Raw genomic sequence first — 20,115 nt, 5'->3', positions numbered from 1 at the left:
ACATTGGTATATTAATTTATTTTGTTCTGTTTTCTTCAATGAATTTCGCCATGGTATCGATTGATGCGAAAATTTCTTTTCCTTTTTTAGGATCGGATAATTTGATTCCATAATCTTTATCAAGAAGAACGATCAGTTCTAAAGCGTCAATAGAATCTAAACCTAATCCACCACCAAATAAAGGATCCGTATCTTTAATTTCATCAGCAGAAACATCCTCAAGATTAAGGACTTCAATAATTTTGTGTTTTAATTCGGTTTTTAAGTTTTCCATAAATATTAATTTCTTTAATAATGTACCAGTGTATCAGTATAACAATGTAACAATAATTGAAATGCTTTTATAATTGATAAACCGGGACATTGATATATAGTGTTACATTTTTTATAAGGTTAGCAAATATACAAAAGCTTTATAACTTTCCTGATAGAGTTCTACCCAGCCGCATAATACCTTTTCGGCTTTTCTGGACTGTAAAATCTGTTGGGAATAGTCGTTTAAAAATTTCTCATCAAACTCATCCAGAACAAAAAAGGCATTTTCTGTCTGCATCTGATGCCTGATGCTGATCTCACCTACGCAGATATTGGGTAAAGTGTACACGAAAACTGCCGGGCTCGGAAAAAAACTTTCCAGGGAATTAATACTTTCCTGATATCTGAAATCCGTGTCCAGACTGGATGATTTGTTGGCGAATACCAATGCCGTTCCGTTGTTGTCCTTATCTTTCAGAAGCATTTCTGCAGCAAGAAAAGCCAACTTACTCAGGTTATCCATTTTATGAAATTTAGGATAATTAAGTTCTAAAGCTTTATAGGCTTCTTTTGCAAAATCTGAGAAGGATTCTGTTTGGCTTTCAAAAATAACCTCTTCATTGACTGTTATTTTTGAATTTTCTATGGTGCAAAGGTCTGTTTTCTTCATGATTCCATTTTAACATTTTCCAAAACAATTGCCGCATTACACCCACCAAAGCCTGAAGCAGTCTTCAAAATATATTTGATTTCCGCAGGTTGGTTTTCTTTTATAATATTTAAAGGTTGGGAGGTTCCCGTTTCTTTAAAGTTTTTAGATGGAATCAAGGTGTTGTTTAAAGCAGATTCCATAGAAATAATACTTTCTAATAATCCTGAAGCTCCTAAACAATGGCCGTAATATCCTTTCATGCTGTTTAAAGGTACATTTTGAAGCTCCATTCTGTTGAAAGCAATTGCTTCCATTTCGTCATTATATAAAGTTGCCGTTCCGTGGGCAGAAATAAAATCGATCTGCTCTGCTGAAACACGGGCTTCTGTCATCGCGTTTTTAATACTTGCATACAATCCGTCGCCGGTTCTTGACGGGCCGGAAATATGATTGGCATCGTTGATGGCCGAGTCGCCTGAAACTTTAAACCTGAATTTTTCATTTTCAGGTGTTGAAGTAATATATACTGCTGCTGCTGCTTCACCAATATTAATTCCGTTACGGTTTTTGTCGTAAGGTTTGCATGGCTCGCTGCCGATAGCCTGAAATGAATTGAATCCGGAAATGACAAACTCTGATATTTCATCTCCGGCGATAACAAAGGCATCTTTATATTTCCCTGCCTGAATCATGTTTTTTGCAACCGAAATTGCCATTACTCCTGAAACACAGGCATTGGAAACTACAATAGGTTTTGTTTTAAATCCGAAAAAATCACCAATTTTTTGAGCAAGGGAAGAAAGATAAACGCCTTCCGGTAATGCGGTTTGATTTTTCAGCAGACTGATATTCCCTTTTGTAGTCGAAAGAATGAATGCTGTCTCATCTGTGATGTTATGTTTTTCCACTAAAGGTTTTAAACTTAACAGCAGCATTTTTTCCAGACGGGTAAAATCCTGATGATTAAAATTCCGGCTGAATTCTTTTTCCAGTTGTTCAGTATCAATCACAGATGTGTAAAAAGCATTCTGATTTTCAATGATTTTATGTTTTGCTACACCGGATTCACCTTTTAATAATGCATTCCAATTGGAAGTAACATCAAATCCTAAAGGAGTGACGCAGTTATAATCTGTAATATAAATTTCCTGCTTCATTATAATCCCATTTTATCTTTCCAGGTTTGAAAAAACTCAGGATTATACAGACATAAGTTTCCGTTGGAATCTAAAAATACCTGGATGGTTTCTCCACTGCAGACCAACTTGTTATCCTGATTGAAAATCTCGTATTTATAGATCAGCTTGGCAGAGGTTGAGTTGACAAAAGTCGTTACAATTCTGAAGGTTTCGCCATATTTTAAAGGCAGAAAATGTTCACAGGTGCTTTTTACGATCGGGGTTACAAATCCGGCATTCTGAATATCGAGATAAGTAAGCCCGTGCTGTCTTCCGAAAGCTTCTCTTCCGTCTTCAAAATAGACAATATAATGTCCGTGCCAGACAATTCCCAAAGGATCTGTTTCATTAAATCTTACCCTGACTTCTTCAGAACATTGTATTATTTTCTTTTTAGACTGCATTTTGTTTTCTTCTGATGTGTATTTTACTTGTTAGGTTAAATATTATGGAGTTTTCTTTCGTAAAAAATGGAAATGGTTACCATAACAAGATAAAATAAAAATAATAAAGCCAGTTCTTTGGCTATTCCTCCAATTCCACTGTCTCTGAGGATGATATCGTAATAAGCATTCAGACCCCAGTTCATTGGGGAGAATTTGGCAACATGCTGCATAAATTCGGGCATTAGGAATACCGGAACCCAAATTCCTCCGATCGCTGCAAGAACAACAACGGAAGTCGCTCCAAAAGGGGCAGACTGTTCCTGGGTATCTGCTAAAGTTCCCAATAAAACCCCAAAACCGATTGCTGCCAATCCGGCAAAAACAGTAACTACAATTAAATGGAACATTTTTCCGGTAACATCAAACTGCGGTAAATCCATATAAGGAAAAAGGTAGATTCCTACGGCAACCATCAATAAAAACTGAATGATGCAGATGATAAGATAAGTAAATGTTTTTCCCAGAATATGAATATAATATGGTGTAGGACTTATTCTGACCCTTACACTGGTGCCCTGGCTTTTTTCTTTCACCAGATTAATGGAAAGCGGAACAACAATAAAGAAGATGGCAAAAAGTGCCCATGCCGGAACATTATGCTGCACTGAATTCGGCATGATTTCGGCGGCTCCTTTTTTAGGGGTGATTTCTTTAAAGCTGATTAAATTTTTATTTTCTTCAAGATTGTCTGTAGTCCCAAGCTGATCCTGGAAAGCTTTGTAAATCTTTTTGTTTTCAATTTCAAAGACCATTTTATTCACGGAATTCATTACAGAATTTTTGAATCCGGCATTGGTTGCAGGGTCAAAATACAAATGAATTTCCTTGGTTTTTGAAACTGTTTTCTTAACTGCTGCAGAGTCGGTTTCTATTCCAAACGAGCTCACAATCGTCTGTACTTTGGAATCGATATTGGAATTGAGATCTTTCGTTAAGTTTTCGGGAATCACAATAGCCATCTGATAATCTCCTGAAAAAACGGCATCTTGAGCCGATTTTTCATTGAAATTCGTCAGTAACTGGAATGTTTTGCTGTTTTCCAGTTCTTTTTTTATGCTTTTTGCCACTTCAGACTTATCCTTATCAATAAAAATGATCGGAATTTTTGATCCTTCAAGGTTTTTGAATGTGGAATCCTGAATTAAAGTAATCGTTACAATCAGCAGTAAAGGCATTACGAAAATAATGACGATCCCACCGATATCTCTTTTTAATAAAAGGATTTCCTTGATAAAGCTTCTCCACAATTTATACAACAACATCTCTTAATTCTTTTCCGGTTAATGAAATGAAAACGTCTTCCAGGTTTTCTGCACTGGCAATCTGAGAAACAAGTTCTTCAGGTGTACCTACCGCATGGATTTTTCCTTTATCGATAATGGCAATTTTGGTACAGAATTCTTCCGCTTCCGAAAGATGGTGGGAAGTATAAATAATACACGTTCCGTTTTTATTGAGCTCCTGCAGGAAATCAATGATCACTTTTTTAGACTGTACGTCAACGCCTACGGTTGGCTCATCCAGGAAAAGGACTTTAGGATTGTGCAATGTTCCTGCGATAAGATTACAGCGGCGTTTCATTCCGCCAGAAAACTGTTCCACTTTTTTATCTGCAAATTTTGACAGGCCCATGATTTCCAGCGATTCGTTAATGGTTTTATGGAGGTTTTTATGTTTTAAACCATATAAGCTTCCGAAAAACAGCAGATTTTCTTTAGCAGTAAGAGTCGGATAAAGTGCGTATTCCTGTGGAACAATTCCGATGATCTGCTTTATTTTAAAGCTGTGCTTCTGTGGAGATAATCCGTTGATTTTGAATTGGCCGGAAGTGGGTTTTATCAGTCCCGAAAGCATGGAAATCAAAGTGGTTTTTCCGGCGCCGTTGGGTCCCAGAATTCCATAGATTTCATTTTTTTCAATATTCAACGAGATATCATTGACAGAAAATTCTTCTGCGTTCTTGTATTTTTTATACAGGTTTTTTATTTCAATGATATGATCCACCTTAAATCGCTTTTTTAAGTTTTTTATAGAAAGCTTCTTCCAGATCGGCAAGATGAAGCATCGATTTTGACAGTTCCTGGTAAATATTACTTTTTGAATTTCTGTTTTTATAAACTCTGGCAATATCTACGGCAAAGTCTCTCCAAAGGTCACCGATTGATGTGATTTCTTTGGATAGTTCTTTGAGTTGGTCATTCTTAAGGATTTCTGCGGCTTCCTGTAAAAAGGCTCCATAAATAAATCTGAAACCGCCACCGCCGGTTCCGATCTCCTCCTGCATTCTTATGAGTTGTCCTAAATAGTGATTGGTCACTTTGGTTCCTTTTTTCTCAGCCCATTTCGGGATGCTTTTTGCGACCCAACGCATTGCTTTCACTCCGATAAGAGGAACGGGAGCCAGCATATTTTTGCAGGTATCATGGATTCCTTTTTTAATGGCCCCTTCCAGGTCTACGTTTTCGGGAACATAGATAGGATAGTACATATGTCCTTTAGGAGGCAGGGCACCTTTGGCATATCGCACTTTTTCCAGTTCTGCTTCGGAAAGAGAGGTCACATAATCCATCACAGGATCACTGATCAGGAATCTGCCGTCTTCTTTTCCGTACACCACAAGATTGTGGGCATTGAAGTGGAATTTGTATTCTTCAGGAAAGTAAGTAAGGTTAAAAACGCCTACCTGCAAACCCGTTGGTATATTATTTTCCAGATTTCTTTCTAATGCGGTCTGCGCATCTTTAGGATTTGAAAATTTTTGTCTTTTGATTTTAATTCCCAATCTTTTGGCTGCTTTACTGAAAATAGCGCCGGGCATCGGGCGATAGCTGAATCCGGGAGCGAAATTCACTTTCAGAAAAGGAAGGTATACGAAAAATAGTCCGGAACCGATTCCGAAGATCATAGGTTCACTTAATTTTAAACCCTTATAGCGTAATAAATTGGAGGCAACACCATTTTCACAATGTGCGGTCTGGTGATGTTCAAAGTTCAGTTTCATCGGTACATTTTTGTTTTTCCGGGGAGCGAGGAATGCTGCATGGATGTATGCTTCATTTCATCATTTTCCGTCGAAATTTTTTAATTCTGTCACTGTGATTCCAAATGCATCGGCATATTTTTTCAGCACAGTATCGCTCAGTGTTTTAAATATTTTTGGTTTGGTGTGTCTTTTTACCCGCCATTGCCACATTCCTACGTAAGAGGCAAGCACACTTAGGTCCATTTTATTCAGTTCCATAAAATAGATAACAGGACTTACGGTGTGGTTGGCAACATTTTGTCTGGCTTCTTCTATTCTTTCATTGATGAGCTCCATCGATTCATCCAGAGCTGCTTTTTTAGCGTCCCATCCGATGCTGTTTGCTGTGGTGTAGTTGTCGTTTTCATCAGTAACATACAGTATTTCTGTCATGTTTGCTGATTTCAGATTGCTTTCATCCTGAGGAAGGTTTTGCTTTTTCATCTGTATTATTGTTTTATTTCCTGAATAAACAAATTAATTTCAGCTCTGATTAATAATTCATCCCGGTTGAAGGTTTCACAAAAGATATGACAGATATTTTCGTATTGAGAGATCAGGGATGCTTTTGAAATGATCTTATCGCCCGCTTTCGGTAACGAAAAAATTTCAATCTTCTTGATGTTGGTAATGAACCCAATCACCTTGGTGTCGGCTTCAGGATTTTCAAAGAAACTTTGCCCGAGAATTGACGAGCAGGTCTGGGCTAAATTTTCGATCAAACCTGCTTCAGCAAATTCATTCTGGTGAACAAAAATATTATCCTGAAGGATTTCAAAGGAAGTAACAACTTTTTCTTTGGTGAGTTCCAATATATAATCTGTCATCAGCATCGGAGCGCGATGGGGTAAAAACTGATGTATATTGATGATATTGTCTTCCTTAATTTCCATTAAAATTATTTTACAACGGTTTTCATCTGGGAACTTGCAATGGTTTCATCATTCATTTTAGTAATGATGTTCACCAGGGTAACTCCCATTACTTCATTGATAATGGTAACTTCCGATTTCAACTGGTCTCCTGCTTTCGGCAGGGTTTCCGTCTCAAAAGATTTAATGGCACCAATATATCCGGTAGGAGCTTCCTTACCCAGCAGATAATATTTGTATCCGGTGTGTAAAGCTACACTCTGAGCCTGATGCTCGATTAATCCGGAAGCCTGAAAAATTCCGTTATGAACAAAAATATTATCTTCCTGTATTTTGAATCCTGATATCAGGTGATTTTCAGAATAATCTGAAACTTCATCTACCATTACAAAAGGAAATCTTTGCGGAATAAGGCTTTCTACAAAATTTTTGTCTGATGTAGGGAGTTTAATTTCCATTAGCAAACAGTTAGTAATGCACAAGAATACGCAAATCTTCCACTTTCGGGAACGCAAAGAAGTACTTTTTCTCCTTTTTTCAGCTTCCCTGAATTCATTAATTGCTCCAAGGCAATGAAGATAGATCCGGCACCAATGTTTCCGACCTCCGAAAGATTGTAGAACCATTTTTCCCAAGGGAAATCCATTCCTTTTTTGGCAAATTCGTCTTTTAAACCTTCTTTAAAGTAACCTGAAGAAATATGTGCCAAAACATGATCTATTTTTTCAGGGTCTAAATTGTGCTTATCAAAAGATGCTCTTAAGCTTTCGGCACCTTTTACCAGAATATATTTATCTAAAAGTTTTGTATCTTGTTTTAAAGCAAAGATAGATTGCTTTAGCCACTCGTCAGACGGATAATCTGCCCATGATTGTAAACTTCCGTCTTCCTGTTTCTCACAACCGGCATACATACAGGCTTCAATTTCGTGAGAATAAGAGTAGAAATCAATGAATTCAATCTTTAAAGAAACTTCATTCTCTCTCGGTTTGTTTTCCAGTAAAAAAGCTCCTGCACCATCGGAAAGCATCCATCTCAGAAATTCTCTTTTGAAAGCGATAATAGGTCTTTCTTCCAGCAGGATTAAATTTTCTGCTTCATGGTTGAATTTATCGGCAGTCATCCAGGCAGACATTCTTTCAGATCCTGCACATACTGCATGCTTATGAACACCTGCTTTTACGGATAGAAACCCGTAATTCAACGCATTCATCCCTGAGTTACAAAGGCCGGTTGAGGTATTGATCGCTATGGATTTTCCAACGTTTAATTCACCGTGAACCATTGACGCATGGGAAGGCTGCATCTGATCCGGAGAAGTGGTTCCTACGGACAGTAATTCCATATCTTCTTTTCTGAAATTCTCATCAAAAAGTCCTTCTACAGCTTTAGCCGTGATCTGTGCGTTGGTATGGGTTGGTTTTCCTTCTTTGTCTAGAGCGTAATATCTCGTTGTAATCTTATTGTTTCTTAAAATTATAGCTTTAGCCTTTGACGGAGCGCCGTTTATATAACCAAGATACGTTTCCATTTCATCATTAGAAACCGGTTCATTGGGCAGGTATGTTGATGCTTTTGTTATAAATACGTCGTTCATTCTATTTTAAATTAATTCCTTGTAAATATTTTTCCTGTTTTTTTCTTTTAAACCAAAAAATTGGTGTTGTGAGCAAGTGTAGTACTAAAACTACGGGTGATATAATCCATATCGCTGCCATCAAATATACCTTAAAGAATTTTATCAGCAATGGTCGCTTCTCTTTTTTCTTGATAATCAGATTTGACCAAACTGTGAAAATTTTATTCCCTACTTTTTCCACTCTTACCAGGAAGGGCCTGATTTCAACAGCTCCGTTTTTTACCAGCTCCGGCTGAAGATTATTCAAATCATTATTACTGAAATGTTTTTCAATGATCGTACCATATTTTACGGATCCGGTGATTTCTTCATCGGATACTCCGGCAGCCGGCAGCATTCCTGATTTCTCTTTCTGCCCTGTTGTCATCCAGCGAAGGATGGTCAGTACACTTGTATAATTATCATGGCGGTCTACCAAAGCGATATTTCCAACCAGTTTTGCCTTAAGGTCTCTCAGATAAACTTTTAATTTTTCCTGAGAAAGCATCCACATATTTCTTGTTCCGGAAATGGTGACAACGGGAGTATCTTTCAAAATGCCTTCCGCATAGCTGCTCTTCAAAAATGAAATGATCGGAATAGATGGTGTTAAATACCAAACCTGATATCCGAATATAATCAGATCAAATTTTTTAATCAATACCTCCTCCGGTGGCGGAAGAATTTCACTTGGGATCTGAAGGTAAGATTCCGGAAATGTATTGAAAAAAACATCACTCGACCAGGGAAAAGCAAAGTCTTCCTTTAACTGAATATTGTAATAGGTAACGTCATATTCATCCTTTTTTGCTTCAAAAGGTTTAGCCACATTCTTCACAATATCTTCCAGCTGTCCGGTTTGTGAGTAATATATAACCAGTATGTTTTTTTTCATTACTATTTTTTAGCGTTTACAAAAATATGCTTTTCATATTTATTATGGAGTCTTAAATATTTTTAATGATTCTGAACTAAATTCTACTATATAATCATCATTGTTAAATGAATTATTTTTAATATTCATGAAAATGATGATTTCAGGAAGATCCGGTATTCTACTGATGTCGTAGCTTTCATCTGAGACCAGAAGCACATTGATTTCTTTGCCCGGCTCTGAAATATCTTTTATATAACTGATCTTTCTTCTTTTGACTATATAGCTTTGTGCTGCAATTTCTCTTTTTTCGGGATCAGCGATTAAGCTGAATATTTTTCTGCCGGCCTGTTGTAAGGTGAGTAAAACATCTGTCTGCCCGTAATCGTCTGCAATATGAAGAATGGTCGCATCTTTAGGAATATGCTTGTTCAGTTCAAAATAGACAGATTTATTGGTTTTGAAATCTTCTTTTACCTGTTGTACGACTTCAGTTTCTTTGTAAAGAAAGCTTAAGAAAAGTTTCTTCTTAAAATAATTCTCATCTTCTATCTCATTTCTGAGTTTTGCAAATTCTTCCCGGAAATATGCATTGATCTTTTTTGTCCTTTCGGAATATGTTTTCCCGAATTTAAGATCGTCTTTATGAATCCTGTCTCCTACTTTTACCGTAATGCTTCCGTCATAAATAACAAAATCTCCCTTCGGCAATACTTCTGAATTTCCGTGTATATAAACGGGAACCACATCAAGACCAAATTCTTCAGCAATATAAAAAGCGCCTTTATGGAATCTTTTGATATCGTTGCTGTAAGAACGCTCTGCTTCTGGAAATATCATTAAAGAATAGCCCTCATTTATTTTTTCTTTGAGTTGAGACATTCCGTTTTCTATGCCCTGGGAAACAGGGAAGAAACCTAAAGCTTTTACCAGTTTTCCGAATACCGGGGAATCATATACCCAGTCATTGACTAAATACACGATCTTATGGGTTGCCATGGCAAGAGCCAGAGTATCCAGGAAAGAGGTATGATTGGCAATAATCACAGAAGGTTTGCTGAAATCTTCTTCAGGGTTTCTAATAATGGTTTTCTTTACAAACGGAGTGATGTGCAAAACCGATTTTAAAAATAAAGCGATGCACTTTTTTATCGTATCCAAAGTTCTTCCTTTGGCCTTTCTTACAAAGAAATGTCCGAAAAAAGAAAAGAAAATTCCGCCTAAACCATAATATAAGAATGACAGGACAGAGCGAACAAATAATCTGAATGTAATGGGTGAAAGTCCTTTTTTTGCCCGGTTGGTAATTAAAAGCCTGAACCAGAAAGGATATAAGGTAGAGGTGATAATAATAACGGAGAACATTCCTATTAAAGCAACCAAAGCCAGGGAATGTAAAGCCGGGTGTTTGGCAAAAATTAAAGAGCCGATCGAAAGTATTGTTGTGAAAACCGCTAAAATAATCGAAATCCTGTAGGTAGGAAGTTCGTTTTTTCCTGTCGTATGCTCTTTCTGCATGGCTTTTGTAAGAAATATACTGAAATCGTCACCAACTCCGAAAATCAATGTACAGACCACTGTACTGAAAATATTTAATTCTAATCCTAAAAAATACAGAATACCTGCCGTTACAACTCCGGTTAAAACAATCGGGAACATGGTAAGGACAGTCAGTTCAAAATTTCTGAAAAAGATAATAATGGTAAGGATAATGGCCAGTAATGAATAGTTGATCAGCGTGTTGAAATCTCGTTTCAATAAGCCCAGGAAGTTTTCATTCATCTGCTGGCGGTCTATTGCCAGGGCATCATGTTTTTTCTCTACATCTTTTATGAAGGCATTTCTTTTATTTTCATCTACTTTTACAATATTTGAAACGGTGTAAAATCCTTTTTCATTACTTAAAAACTCCGAAACCTGAAGAGCTTTTACTTTTTCATAATCTTTAAGGCTCAGGGTAGAGTAATTTTTATTTAAAGTCTCGTTGAATTGGGCAAAGGCAGAACTGTTGAATCCAAACTGAGTTCCGATATCAATTAATTCGGAAATAGTCTGGTTTTTTTTCTGAGTATCCCAGAAATTTTTCCAGATTTCAATCTTTTTCTGCTGGTCCTTTTCTGATAAAACGACATTTCCCAGCGAATTGTAGCTTAAAATTTTTCCCTGCTGCTTTTCTCTTTCGAGAAACTGATTCAGTTGAGAATTTCGGGCTAAGGCTTCCTCTTCGGAATTACCGTAAGAAATGGTATAAATAGATTTTGAAGTGAGATCGGAAAGTTGCTGAAGTTTGGCTTCACTTACCTTTAAATCTTTCGGGATATAATTTAAATCTCCGATATCTTCATTGAAACCTACATGCCTGAAGCCAAATAAGCAGGCAATGATCACCAATGAACAACCTATGATCAGAGGTTTGTTTTTTTCGTAAGGATAAGAACCTATTTTATCAATAAAATTGGTGTTGGGTTTTCCCTCTTTCTCTTTAGGATGATAAAGCTGAGGTACGATAATTAAAGCCGATATGGAAGATAAAATAACGGTTATTGAAGCAAAAAGACCGAGATCCTTCAAAGCTTCCGAACGTACAAAAATCAGGCAGAGAAAAGATACTGCCGTGGTTGCACTGCTTAGAATAATAGGCTGCGTGATCTCTTTATAAAGCTCTTCAATATTGTTGTTGTGCTTGTAATGGGTAAGAATATGCAGGGCATAATCTATGGTGATTCCTATTAATATAGCGCCCACACTTAATGAAATGGCAGAAATTTTATCTTTAATAAAATACAGGATCAGCAATGCCAGCAAGACTGAAAAAACAGTAGGCAGGAAAATGATAAGCGGAGTAAAAATATTTCTGAAATAATAAATTAAAAGAATCAAAAGTACCGTCATTGAAATAATCACGGTATTCTGGATGTCTTTTTTGATCTGTTTGGCATTGGCTACGGCAATAACCGGTGATCCGAAATAGCTTAACTCTGTTTTTCCTTTAAACTGCTTGTTGATGCCGTCTTTTATCTCATTGAGTTTATCTACGAAAGCTTCATTGTTTTTGGTATCGTTACTTTTATTTTTAGGATCAATAAAGAGTAAAAGATGTTTGCCGTCTTTTGTAACGATATAATTGTCTTCAAGCCTGAAATCTTTACTGATATTGAGTGCGTTCAGTTTTTTTATCCCTAAAAAAGTAAACCCGAGCGGGTCTTTTTTTATAAATTCTTTTGTTACGAGGCTCGTTGGCGATACCAATGAAACATAGTTGTTTTCCACTTGCTTTGTAATGCTGTCTTTTTGGAGCTTCCTGCTGATTTCCTGATAATCATTTTCATCCAGAAATAAAGGCAGGTTTTGGTTGACAAAATCAAAAGTCTCAGAAATCTCGTTGTCATTTACTTTCCCCTGAACAGAACCGATGTATTTCTTAAGCGGCGAGATGTTCTCTAAAAAACGATCAGCCGTTTCAGAAAGCTGAAAATTGTTTTCTGCGGATTTGTTTTCTATAATAACGATGATTTTATCTGAAAAGTTAAGTTGTTTGAGAACTTTTGCTGTAAGATCGGATTTTTCGCTTTTAGGAATGATCTGATTGATATCTTCTTCGAAATTAATTTTTGAAGCAAAAAAAATGCATAACAGGGCAATTCCTGCTGCAGCAAGTACAGAAAGGAGCCTGTTTTTGGAAATCAGATAATATAAAAATATAAAAAAACGATGCATTACATTATAAAATCGAGTTTGCAAATTTAAATTTTTAAGAATTAGATCAAAACTTTTAAGGATAAGTTTAACTGAAAATCAATAAAATATTTCTAGGTGAAATGAAAAAAACTTCTACTTTTGCAAAAGTTCCCTATTAATAAAATACATTTTAAAACAAAAAACTCCTTAAGTGAGGAAACTTGGATTTTAGTATGTTTAAAATATTTGATGAAAAACTGAACGGATTTTTATTTGTAATAATTTTCCCTTTTCTGCTATTCTTTATGTCCTATTACGGGTTTGAATCTTCCTATGTAAGATTGAAATCAATGGAAAAGGCTCCGGACTTTATGTTCTCATCGGTGTATGCCTACAGGGTTATTCCCAATTACCTCAGTATTTATGTTACGGATGTTCTGAATTATATTATAGACCATTATCTGTATTCGCTTAAAAGTTTCCTGCTGAAAAACGGGACGGTATTTTATCACAGCATTTTCCTGATCAACAGCTTCTTTTTTATTCTGTCTTCCATTGTATTGAATTCTGTTTTAAAACTTAAGCCTGTTGAGATCCTTCTCGATACTAAGATAAGAAGGTTATTTCATCTGATTGCTGTTTTTATCATCGTTATTGTACAATATGTTCCTACCAACTGTGACTGTATTGCGATTTTCTTTTATCTGGCCGGTATTTTATTTACCCTGAAATATTATGAAGACAGAAAATCATCAGACCTTTTGATCCTGGGCCTTATTATTTTTATTTCAACATTTGTAAGGGAAACAGCCTGTTTGAATATCGCTTTTTTTGCAGCACTCTTTATTGATTTTGATCTGCTGAAAAAGAAAAATTTAATATATATAAAAGAATTGCTGATGCTTGTCGTTGCCTTTATTGTGCCCTACATTGGGTTGAGGTTGGCGATCCCTCAGGAAACATCTTTCTTTGAAGGAATTTATTTGATTAAAAACTTTACAAGCCCTTACAATCTGGCCGGGCTGATGTTTGGAATAATAGGATTGTATTTTATGTTTCTGTTATGCGATGAAAACGGAAAGGCAGTTTTTAAAAAATATCTTTTTTTCTCTTCGCCTTATCTTGTAATGATTACTTTAGTAGGTCTGTTTTGGGAGACAAGGCTTTTCCTGCCTTTGACTATTACGGGATTGATATTGGCTTCCTATCAGTTTAAAAACACCCACGTATCACAATGAGTTTATTACATCCGTACTATATAATTGCCATTATCTACATGCTTATTTTCAGCTTTCAGGAAGTGTATCGTGGAGGGGTAGATAAGAAATGGCTTTGGTTTTTAGGAGGCTATCTTATTGTTTTGGCCGGGCTGAGAGATAATGTGGGACCGGATTTCGGGAGTTATAAAGGGATTTATATATATTCTGATACCAAAGATTATATCTCTATTTTCTTTGCGGCACTCCATCTGGAACCTCCACAGCCAATGGAGCTTGAATGGCTCTTTGTACTGATCAATAAAATATTGCTTAATATATTCAATGCACCGTTTTACATGCTTACCCTTGTTATTGCGGCACTTGCAGTCTTTTTTAAAGTTGAATACATCAATGATAATACATTTTATCCGTTTACCTTTATTGCGCTCATGTTCATTCCCGGTTTCTTTATTGGTGAAAGCGGACAGATCAGACAGAATTTAGGCTCTTTCGTTGTTTATTTTGCCATCCGGTTTATCAAAGAGCGGAAACTGTTTTATTATCTCCTGTGCATCTATCTGGCGGGCGGGATTCATAATGTTTGTTATGTTTTTCTCCCGATGTACTGGCTCGTTCGTTTTCCTTTGAATAAAGCCTGGATGCTGGGATTGATCATTGCTTCCATTCTGGCTTCTCCATTTGAGGTCTACAGGGTTTTCGGAAATTTTTTAAATAATGTAGCTGCGGATAATATGCTTGTTGAAGGATTTAACGGATATGTGGATGAGACGGCAGAACGACTCAACGGAGGATTTGGAATCCCGGAAGCTATGATGGCAATTCTTACCTTTTTCCTGTTCACCTTCGATAACAAAATGGTTGAGAAATATCCCTACTACGAATATCACAGGATGTATGCGGTAATAGGAATCTGTTTTTATTTTATTTTCAGGAATAACCCTGTTTTTTCTTCAAGGCTTGCCGGCGCATTTATCGGGTTTGCCTATATATTGATCCCTAATGCAATGTATGTGGTGAATGTCGGAACGAAAAGACTGATCCACACATTTATTATTGCGCTCGTGGTTTTTAATTTCTTTGTATTTGCAAGTTTTAAAAATATTAAGGCAGGAAGGTTTACCATAGACCTTTACAAAAATCATATTCTACCTTAGTTTTTTAATTTAAGATATTAGGGCGGCTTTTTTAAGGCCGTCTTTTTTGTTGCTGATTTTATGATGAATAACCAGGATTTCTGTGTGTCTGAAAATTAATAATGCTATTTAAAATTAATAACGATAAAAGTGTACTTTTGTGTCGCCGTTAGCCGAAAGTTAATTTTTCATTCATATGATGTTTGCTTTGATTTATTTATATATTAATTTATTTATTGTGAAATTATTTATATAATTAATTGATAATTATTGGTGAGGGTTTAAAATTTGTAGTTGTGTTTAAACACCAAAATTTAAGGATATGAAAAAGAATGTAATCAAAAATGTGATGGCAGTTTTTTGCCTGGTATCGATCAATGCCTATTCCAGAAGTAATCTTGATTCTGAAGAAGGTCTGTCATTAAATAAACAATCAGAAAACAGATATTTATCAAAAACAGATTCCTTAATTAAAACCAAGAAAATCAATAGAGAAAAAACTATACTTTTTACTAAAAACCACATTAATTTACCCGATTCAAAAGATCTGGTAGCTGGTGAACTTGTTGTTCAGGACTGGACAAAAGCGCCCAACAGCTATATATTTGATCCTGCTCAGAACTATGGCGGATTGTATATCCCGGTACGGAAAGCTTATGCCATGTGGGATAATGATCAATACATCGGTGGAAGCGGGATTCCTGCAGGAAAAATAACTGCTGATGTGCTTTGGGAAGATGTTCCGGGGCTGATTACCTGCGGCGTAGATTACTCTTTGGAAGTTTTGGGCTCAGGAGAAGATGCTAAAATAAAAGTTCCTGTCAACAAAGCTAAAGAAGGAAATGCAGTGATTGCATTCAGGGTCGATGGCGAAGTTTTCTGGTCATGGCATGTATGGGTAACGGACGATCCTACCAATGGGTCCACTTATAAAAGCTTTGCAGGAGTAAAGAGAGAAAAAGATGACGGAACGGTAGAACTGATACCGGACTCCGACTGGCAATGGATGGACAGGAATTTAGGAGCAGTAAGCGGAACAATCACCGGTACGGAATGGAACAGAAACGGAGGGCTGTTGTATCAATGGGGAAGAAAAGATCCGATCCCGCCTCTTGTATATCGGGGCAACGACTTTTATGAAGTATCAGGTTCCATAGGGCATGTAAGGCACAGAGGAGCTAAAAACTTTACCAATGCGATCAGGATTGATGATCTCAGAAAATTTGTTCTGCTTTCCAATGCTGAGGTGACGGCTAACATTAAGCTGTCGGTGAAAAATCCATTAAGCCTTATCTACGTTAATAAAGATGATAATTCCGGTCCCGCCTACTATAATAACAATACCAATTTGATGGTTAACTGGTTTGGAAGGTCGATAAGCATGAAAGATAATCGCCTTCCGGAGCTTAATTTATGGTCTGACAATTCCAGAGGGATCATTGATGTAAATTACAATTCAGATAGCGGAGCCGAACCTTATAGGAATAAATCCTCCTATGATCCGTGCCCTAACGGGTGGAGGATACCATCAGTACTTGTCGCCAACCTTACTTCGGGGACATATGTAGATGACATCAGGATTGATTTTTCCCCTTATGGAGTAAGAACCGGTCTTTCTAAAAATACCTTTGAATTCAACAAGTATCATATTATAAAGCCTACAGACAGTAATACACCAAATTTCATGAAAGGATTTAAGGTATATTCAAATATAGGATTTGATCTGTCTGATGTAAACGGTTATAATATGGGAATATTTCCCGGAACCGGGCAACTGGCTCTGATTTCTCAGGCGGGACAGTACACTGATCAACATCATATAGGACTGTGGACGGCTACTATGGCCAGGATGTTTGATACTACACCTGCTACCACGGCAAGAGCATTGTTTATGCTTTCCGATAAATGGCAGGCAGATATCCCGGATGCTAATTTCCCTGCTGTAAAAGGAAGATTTCAGTATATGCCTTTAGCAGGAATGAATACTTCAGATGCCAACGGATGCCGATGTATAAAAGATCCTTTGTATATTGTAGATGACTATGATTTTCCTACCGAGTTTTTTAATGCTGATGTTGAATACAGAGACGGGATTGATCAGCCAAACACCTATCAGGTTGTGAAAAGCTCCTCGGCAACAACAATTGAAATCCCGGTAAGTAAAGCATTTTCGGTTCAGAGCGAATTACTCAATAATCAGGATATTCTGAACCCTTCGAGTTTTAATAATTTAAAAGCAAATGTACTCTGGACGACTAACGTGAGCCTGATCAACAAGGTTTTAATAGCCAATCCTGCACCATCCTCATTGGATGCGATTGCAGACTCTAAGATTCTGGTAACGGTAAATGCTAATCAAAGTGGAAACGCAGTCATTACACTCCATAATGGAAGCATCAGTAATCCGGTTTATTGGAGCTGGCATATCTGGGTAACAGATACACCGGTCAGTTCTTATGGCTATACTACTGAACTTCCGGCAGGAAATGTGACCAATTATATCAATTATACAGATAAAGCAGATGTCATCCTGCAGACCGAATTCATGGATAGAAATATAGGTGCTACAGATGCTTTTCCTGTGCCTGTCAACCCATTTACACCTACTGCTGCTGAGTTGGCGAAAATAAGGACTTCCACAGGCTTGCATTATCAATGGGGAAGGAAAGATCCTATTCCTGTTTTTCAGAATGCTGATAACAGAACTTCTTATAATGTGTTTTTAGGAAATGCAGCAGCTAACGGTTCCATAACGTATACCACGCTTTCTGCCACTACATACAACAATGCATCGGGAAGTTATATTATTCCCTATAATGCTTATACCGGCGCTGCCAATTCCAATATTCTGATTGGTGATAAAATTTCAGACAGAATTGCCAAAGTTTTATCCTATTCCGTAGAACATCCTCTGGTATATATGGTTCCCGGTACTTTTGCAGCGTTTAACGGTTCAACACCAAGTTATACAAATGGGACCGACTGGTTATCAACCGAGCCGAATTTAGCAGCTGACAGATGGGGCAGGGGTGGTAAAAAATCTCCGTTTGATCCATGCCCGGCCGGCTGGAGGATTCCTGATCTGTCCGGAGTTGCCATTATATCCGGCAAAGACTTCGGGATGACACCATGGTATAAAAAAGATAAAAATGTAGCCACTTCTTACAGTGTCATCAATGATTACTTAGGGGTAAGGGTGAAAAACAGTACAGGTACTACTATAGGATACACTTATAATAACCCTGCTTATCCGGTGGGAAATTATCCGAACTCAGGTACAAGAGGGTTTAGAAACGTAATGGGAAATCAGCCCGCTCAGGGAACCTACAATTCTATTAATTATCAGTATCCGGGTGTCTGGACCGGGGCTTTATTGTCAAACTATATCGGAAGGCCAATTAATATCTTATTTGATGCTGCCTCAAGCGCAAACCGGATGATTGCATTCCATGACAACAATGACCCGTATTTCGGGATGAGTTGCCGCTGTGTAAAAATAAAATATGACTCAGACGGAAATGAAGAAGGCGTAATCCCAAGATTGCAGGTATCAGACCTCGCTTCTGCAAAACCTGCAGATGTTTTCACTAAAGAAGTTATTGCAGAACGTGTAAAAGAAAATAAAATAACACTATTTCCCAACCCTGTAAAAAATGTTCTTTATATTGACGGATCGCCCGGTAAAGAATATTATTATCAGATTTACAGCAGTTCAGGACAGCTTGTAAAGTCAGGGAAGTTTTTGAACGGGCAGACCGACGTTTCTTCTTTAGTGGCTGGAGCTTATGTAGTACGGATTAATAATTCTGAAACCATTGTTAAAATTATAAAGCAGTAACGAAAACATAAATAAAAGAGTTAAAGAGAGACGGAATAGTCCAGAAATACTTTACAAATTCATATTTTTGAATGCACTAAAATTATGAATGTAGGTAAAAGACTGTTTTGCCTCTCTTTTTGTTTGGGTAATTAAAATGTAAAACACAATATGAGCGCGAAGAAAATTGCAAAAATTTTTAATGTCAAGGTTTTTATTTACTTACTGATTGCCGTTACGGCTCTTTATGCACTTGTTTTCACCCTGATCCATAACTTAAAATCAGATGGCTACATTCTCGGCGACTGGTTGATCAATTATCAGGACGGGGGTTTTAAAAGAAGAGGGCTGTCCGGAAGTTTTTTCTTTTTATTACAGGATATCACAGGGATAAAACTCAATTTTCTCGTGTATTTTTTTCAGGTGATTATCATTTCACTTTTTTTCTATTACTATTTTAAACTGATCAGATATAAAGAGACTACCTTGCTTTATCTGTCATTATTATTATCCTCAATAGGTTTTGTAGGGCTTTTCAACTGCGTAGATTATGTAGGGAAAAAAGAATTTATCGTATTCTTTCTGTTTGCCTGTTTTACCTATCTTCTGGATAATGATAAGCTTACGAAGTACAAAGAATATGCGGTGTGTGCAGGTCTTTTTGTAGCCATGTTTTTCCATGAGATCACCATCTTTTACACCTCTTATTTTATGATCGCCTTATATCTGAAGACCGGGAAATTCGAGCTTAAAAGATATCTGAAATATGCCATTGCTGTGCTGATTCCTGCAGTTTTGATTACAGTTTTCGGGAAAGAAATTAATGAAGGGTATTCACTGGAGATTTTAAAAGACAGAGGAGTTATTCTTACAAGAGGTATCTTTTTCTGGGATATTGATGAAAGAAAATATATAAGCCAACATTTTGATCAGTACAAGCTCTATTTTTTAAGTTTTGCTTTAAGTGTATTTCATCTGGGATTTTATTTAAAATATCTAAACAACCGAAAGATAATATCTATTTTACTGACAGGAGCATTTTTATTTTCACTTCCTTTATTTTATCTGGCCATAGATTGGGGAAGATGGATGTACATTCATATGATGTTTATTATTGTGCTTTTTGCGCTGCTGCTAAAGAGAGGAAGCTCTGCATATGCCTCTGAACCTATTGTGATTAATGCAAAATTTTACATCATTTTATTCATTATAATCGTTTCATTAATCTACAGAGTAGAGATGTCCGGAAGTGGATTTACGTTCGAAGGATTATTCTATAGGGTCTTCATTGCCCCTGTAGAATTGTTAAATAAAATGATATAACAAAAAGTATCTAATAAAAAAACTTTA

The 20,115-nt window shown here is 36.7% G+C and carries 17 protein-coding genes; 4 read left to right on the top strand and 13 right to left on the bottom strand.

Going from position 1 to position 20,115, the window contains the following annotated elements:
- Nucleotides 1-16: 16 nt before the first annotated feature.
- From AB8P06_RS17940 to AB8P06_RS17880, 13 genes are all read right to left on the bottom strand, one after another.
- Entirely contained in the window at nt 17-274 is a 258-nt protein-coding gene (locus tag AB8P06_RS17940; RefSeq protein ID WP_369843611.1) for a phosphopantetheine-binding protein, read from the bottom strand.
- 111 nt (nt 275-385) lie between these two features.
- Entirely contained in the window at nt 386-925 is a 540-nt protein-coding gene (locus AB8P06_RS17935; RefSeq protein WP_369843610.1) for a 3-oxoacyl-ACP synthase, read from the bottom strand.
- Nucleotides 922-2,064, bottom strand: a complete 1,143-nt coding sequence (locus tag AB8P06_RS17930) for a beta-ketoacyl synthase N-terminal-like domain-containing protein (protein WP_369843609.1) — start codon at nt 2,062-2,064, stop codon at nt 922-924. The genes AB8P06_RS17935 and AB8P06_RS17930 overlap by 4 nt, the downstream gene beginning before the upstream one ends.
- A complete protein-coding gene (locus AB8P06_RS17925) occupies nt 2,064-2,489 on the bottom strand; it encodes an acyl-CoA thioesterase (protein ID WP_369843608.1) in 426 nt (141 codons plus the stop codon). The genes AB8P06_RS17930 and AB8P06_RS17925 overlap by 1 nt, the downstream gene beginning before the upstream one ends.
- Before the next feature lie 35 nt (nt 2,490-2,524).
- Nucleotides 2,525-3,793, bottom strand: coding sequence for an ABC transporter permease (locus AB8P06_RS17920; protein WP_369843607.1), 1,269 nt, complete (start codon nt 3,791-3,793; stop codon nt 2,525-2,527).
- On the bottom strand, nt 3,780-4,535 hold the full coding sequence (locus AB8P06_RS17915; RefSeq protein WP_369843606.1) for an ABC transporter ATP-binding protein: 756 nt from the start codon (nt 4,533-4,535) through the stop codon (nt 3,780-3,782). Before AB8P06_RS17915 ends, AB8P06_RS17920 begins: the two co-directional genes overlap by 14 nt.
- Before the next feature lies 1 nt (nt 4,536).
- On the bottom strand, nt 4,537-5,532 hold the full coding sequence (gene darH, locus AB8P06_RS17910; RefSeq protein WP_369843605.1) for a BtrH-related acyltransferase DarH: 996 nt from the start codon (nt 5,530-5,532) through the stop codon (nt 4,537-4,539).
- A 60-nt stretch (nt 5,533-5,592) separates the two neighbouring features.
- The gene (gene DarG / locus AB8P06_RS17905; RefSeq protein WP_369843604.1) at nt 5,593-5,997 is read right to left on the bottom strand and encodes a flexirubin biosynthesis protein DarG; all 405 of its coding nucleotides are present in this window, start codon (nt 5,995-5,997) and stop codon (nt 5,593-5,595) included.
- Between the two features lie 5 nt (nt 5,998-6,002).
- Nucleotides 6,003-6,446, bottom strand: coding sequence for a hotdog family protein (locus AB8P06_RS17900; RefSeq protein ID WP_369843603.1), 444 nt, complete (start codon nt 6,444-6,446; stop codon nt 6,003-6,005).
- A gap of 5 nt (nt 6,447-6,451) precedes the next feature.
- Complete coding sequence (locus AB8P06_RS17895) at nt 6,452-6,883, bottom strand: hotdog family protein (protein WP_369843602.1); 432 nt, start codon at nt 6,881-6,883, stop codon at nt 6,452-6,454.
- A complete protein-coding gene (darB, locus tag AB8P06_RS17890) occupies nt 6,883-8,022 on the bottom strand; it encodes a dialkylresorcinol biosynthesis protein DarB (protein ID WP_369843601.1) in 1,140 nt (379 codons plus the stop codon). Before darB ends, AB8P06_RS17895 begins: the two co-directional genes overlap by 1 nt.
- A gap of 1 nt (nt 8,023) precedes the next feature.
- Nucleotides 8,024-8,938, bottom strand: coding sequence for a dialkylrecorsinol condensing enzyme DarA (locus tag AB8P06_RS17885; protein ID WP_369843600.1), 915 nt, complete (start codon nt 8,936-8,938; stop codon nt 8,024-8,026).
- A gap of 42 nt (nt 8,939-8,980) precedes the next feature.
- Complete coding sequence (locus AB8P06_RS17880; protein ID WP_369843599.1) at nt 8,981-12,658, bottom strand: MMPL family transporter; 3,678 nt, start codon at nt 12,656-12,658, stop codon at nt 8,981-8,983.
- Between the two features lie 170 nt (nt 12,659-12,828).
- On the opposite strand from AB8P06_RS17880, the gene AB8P06_RS17875 reads away from it, so the two are divergent.
- The 4 genes from AB8P06_RS17875 to AB8P06_RS17860 all read left to right on the top strand — a co-directional run bounded on the left by AB8P06_RS17875 (nt 12,829) and on the right by AB8P06_RS17860 (nt 20,088).
- Nucleotides 12,829-13,833 carry a hypothetical protein gene (locus AB8P06_RS17875; protein ID WP_369843598.1) on the top strand — a complete coding sequence of 335 codons (1,005 nt, stop codon included), beginning with the start codon at nt 12,829-12,831 and terminating at the stop codon, nt 13,831-13,833.
- On the top strand, nt 13,830-14,969 hold the full coding sequence (locus AB8P06_RS17870; RefSeq protein WP_369843597.1) for an EpsG family protein: 1,140 nt from the start codon (nt 13,830-13,832) through the stop codon (nt 14,967-14,969). The genes AB8P06_RS17875 and AB8P06_RS17870 overlap by 4 nt, the downstream gene beginning before the upstream one ends.
- A 301-nt stretch (nt 14,970-15,270) precedes the next feature.
- Nucleotides 15,271-18,786: a T9SS type A sorting domain-containing protein gene (locus AB8P06_RS17865; RefSeq protein WP_369843596.1), complete on the top strand. Its 3,516-nt coding sequence runs from the start codon at nt 15,271-15,273 to the stop codon at nt 18,784-18,786.
- A gap of 150 nt (nt 18,787-18,936) precedes the next feature.
- Nucleotides 18,937-20,088 (top strand): hypothetical protein, encoded by a 1,152-nt coding sequence (locus AB8P06_RS17860; RefSeq protein WP_369843595.1) that lies wholly within the window; start codon nt 18,937-18,939, stop codon nt 20,086-20,088.
- Nucleotides 20,089-20,115 lie beyond the last annotated feature (27 nt).

It is taken from the genome of Chryseobacterium tongliaonense (assembly GCF_041224435.1).
In the GTDB taxonomy this organism is placed as follows: domain Bacteria; phylum Bacteroidota; class Bacteroidia; order Flavobacteriales; family Weeksellaceae; genus Chryseobacterium; species Chryseobacterium tongliaoense.
Note: the sequence above shows the minus strand (reverse complement) of the source record. Positions and strands in the feature narration are given on the sequence as shown.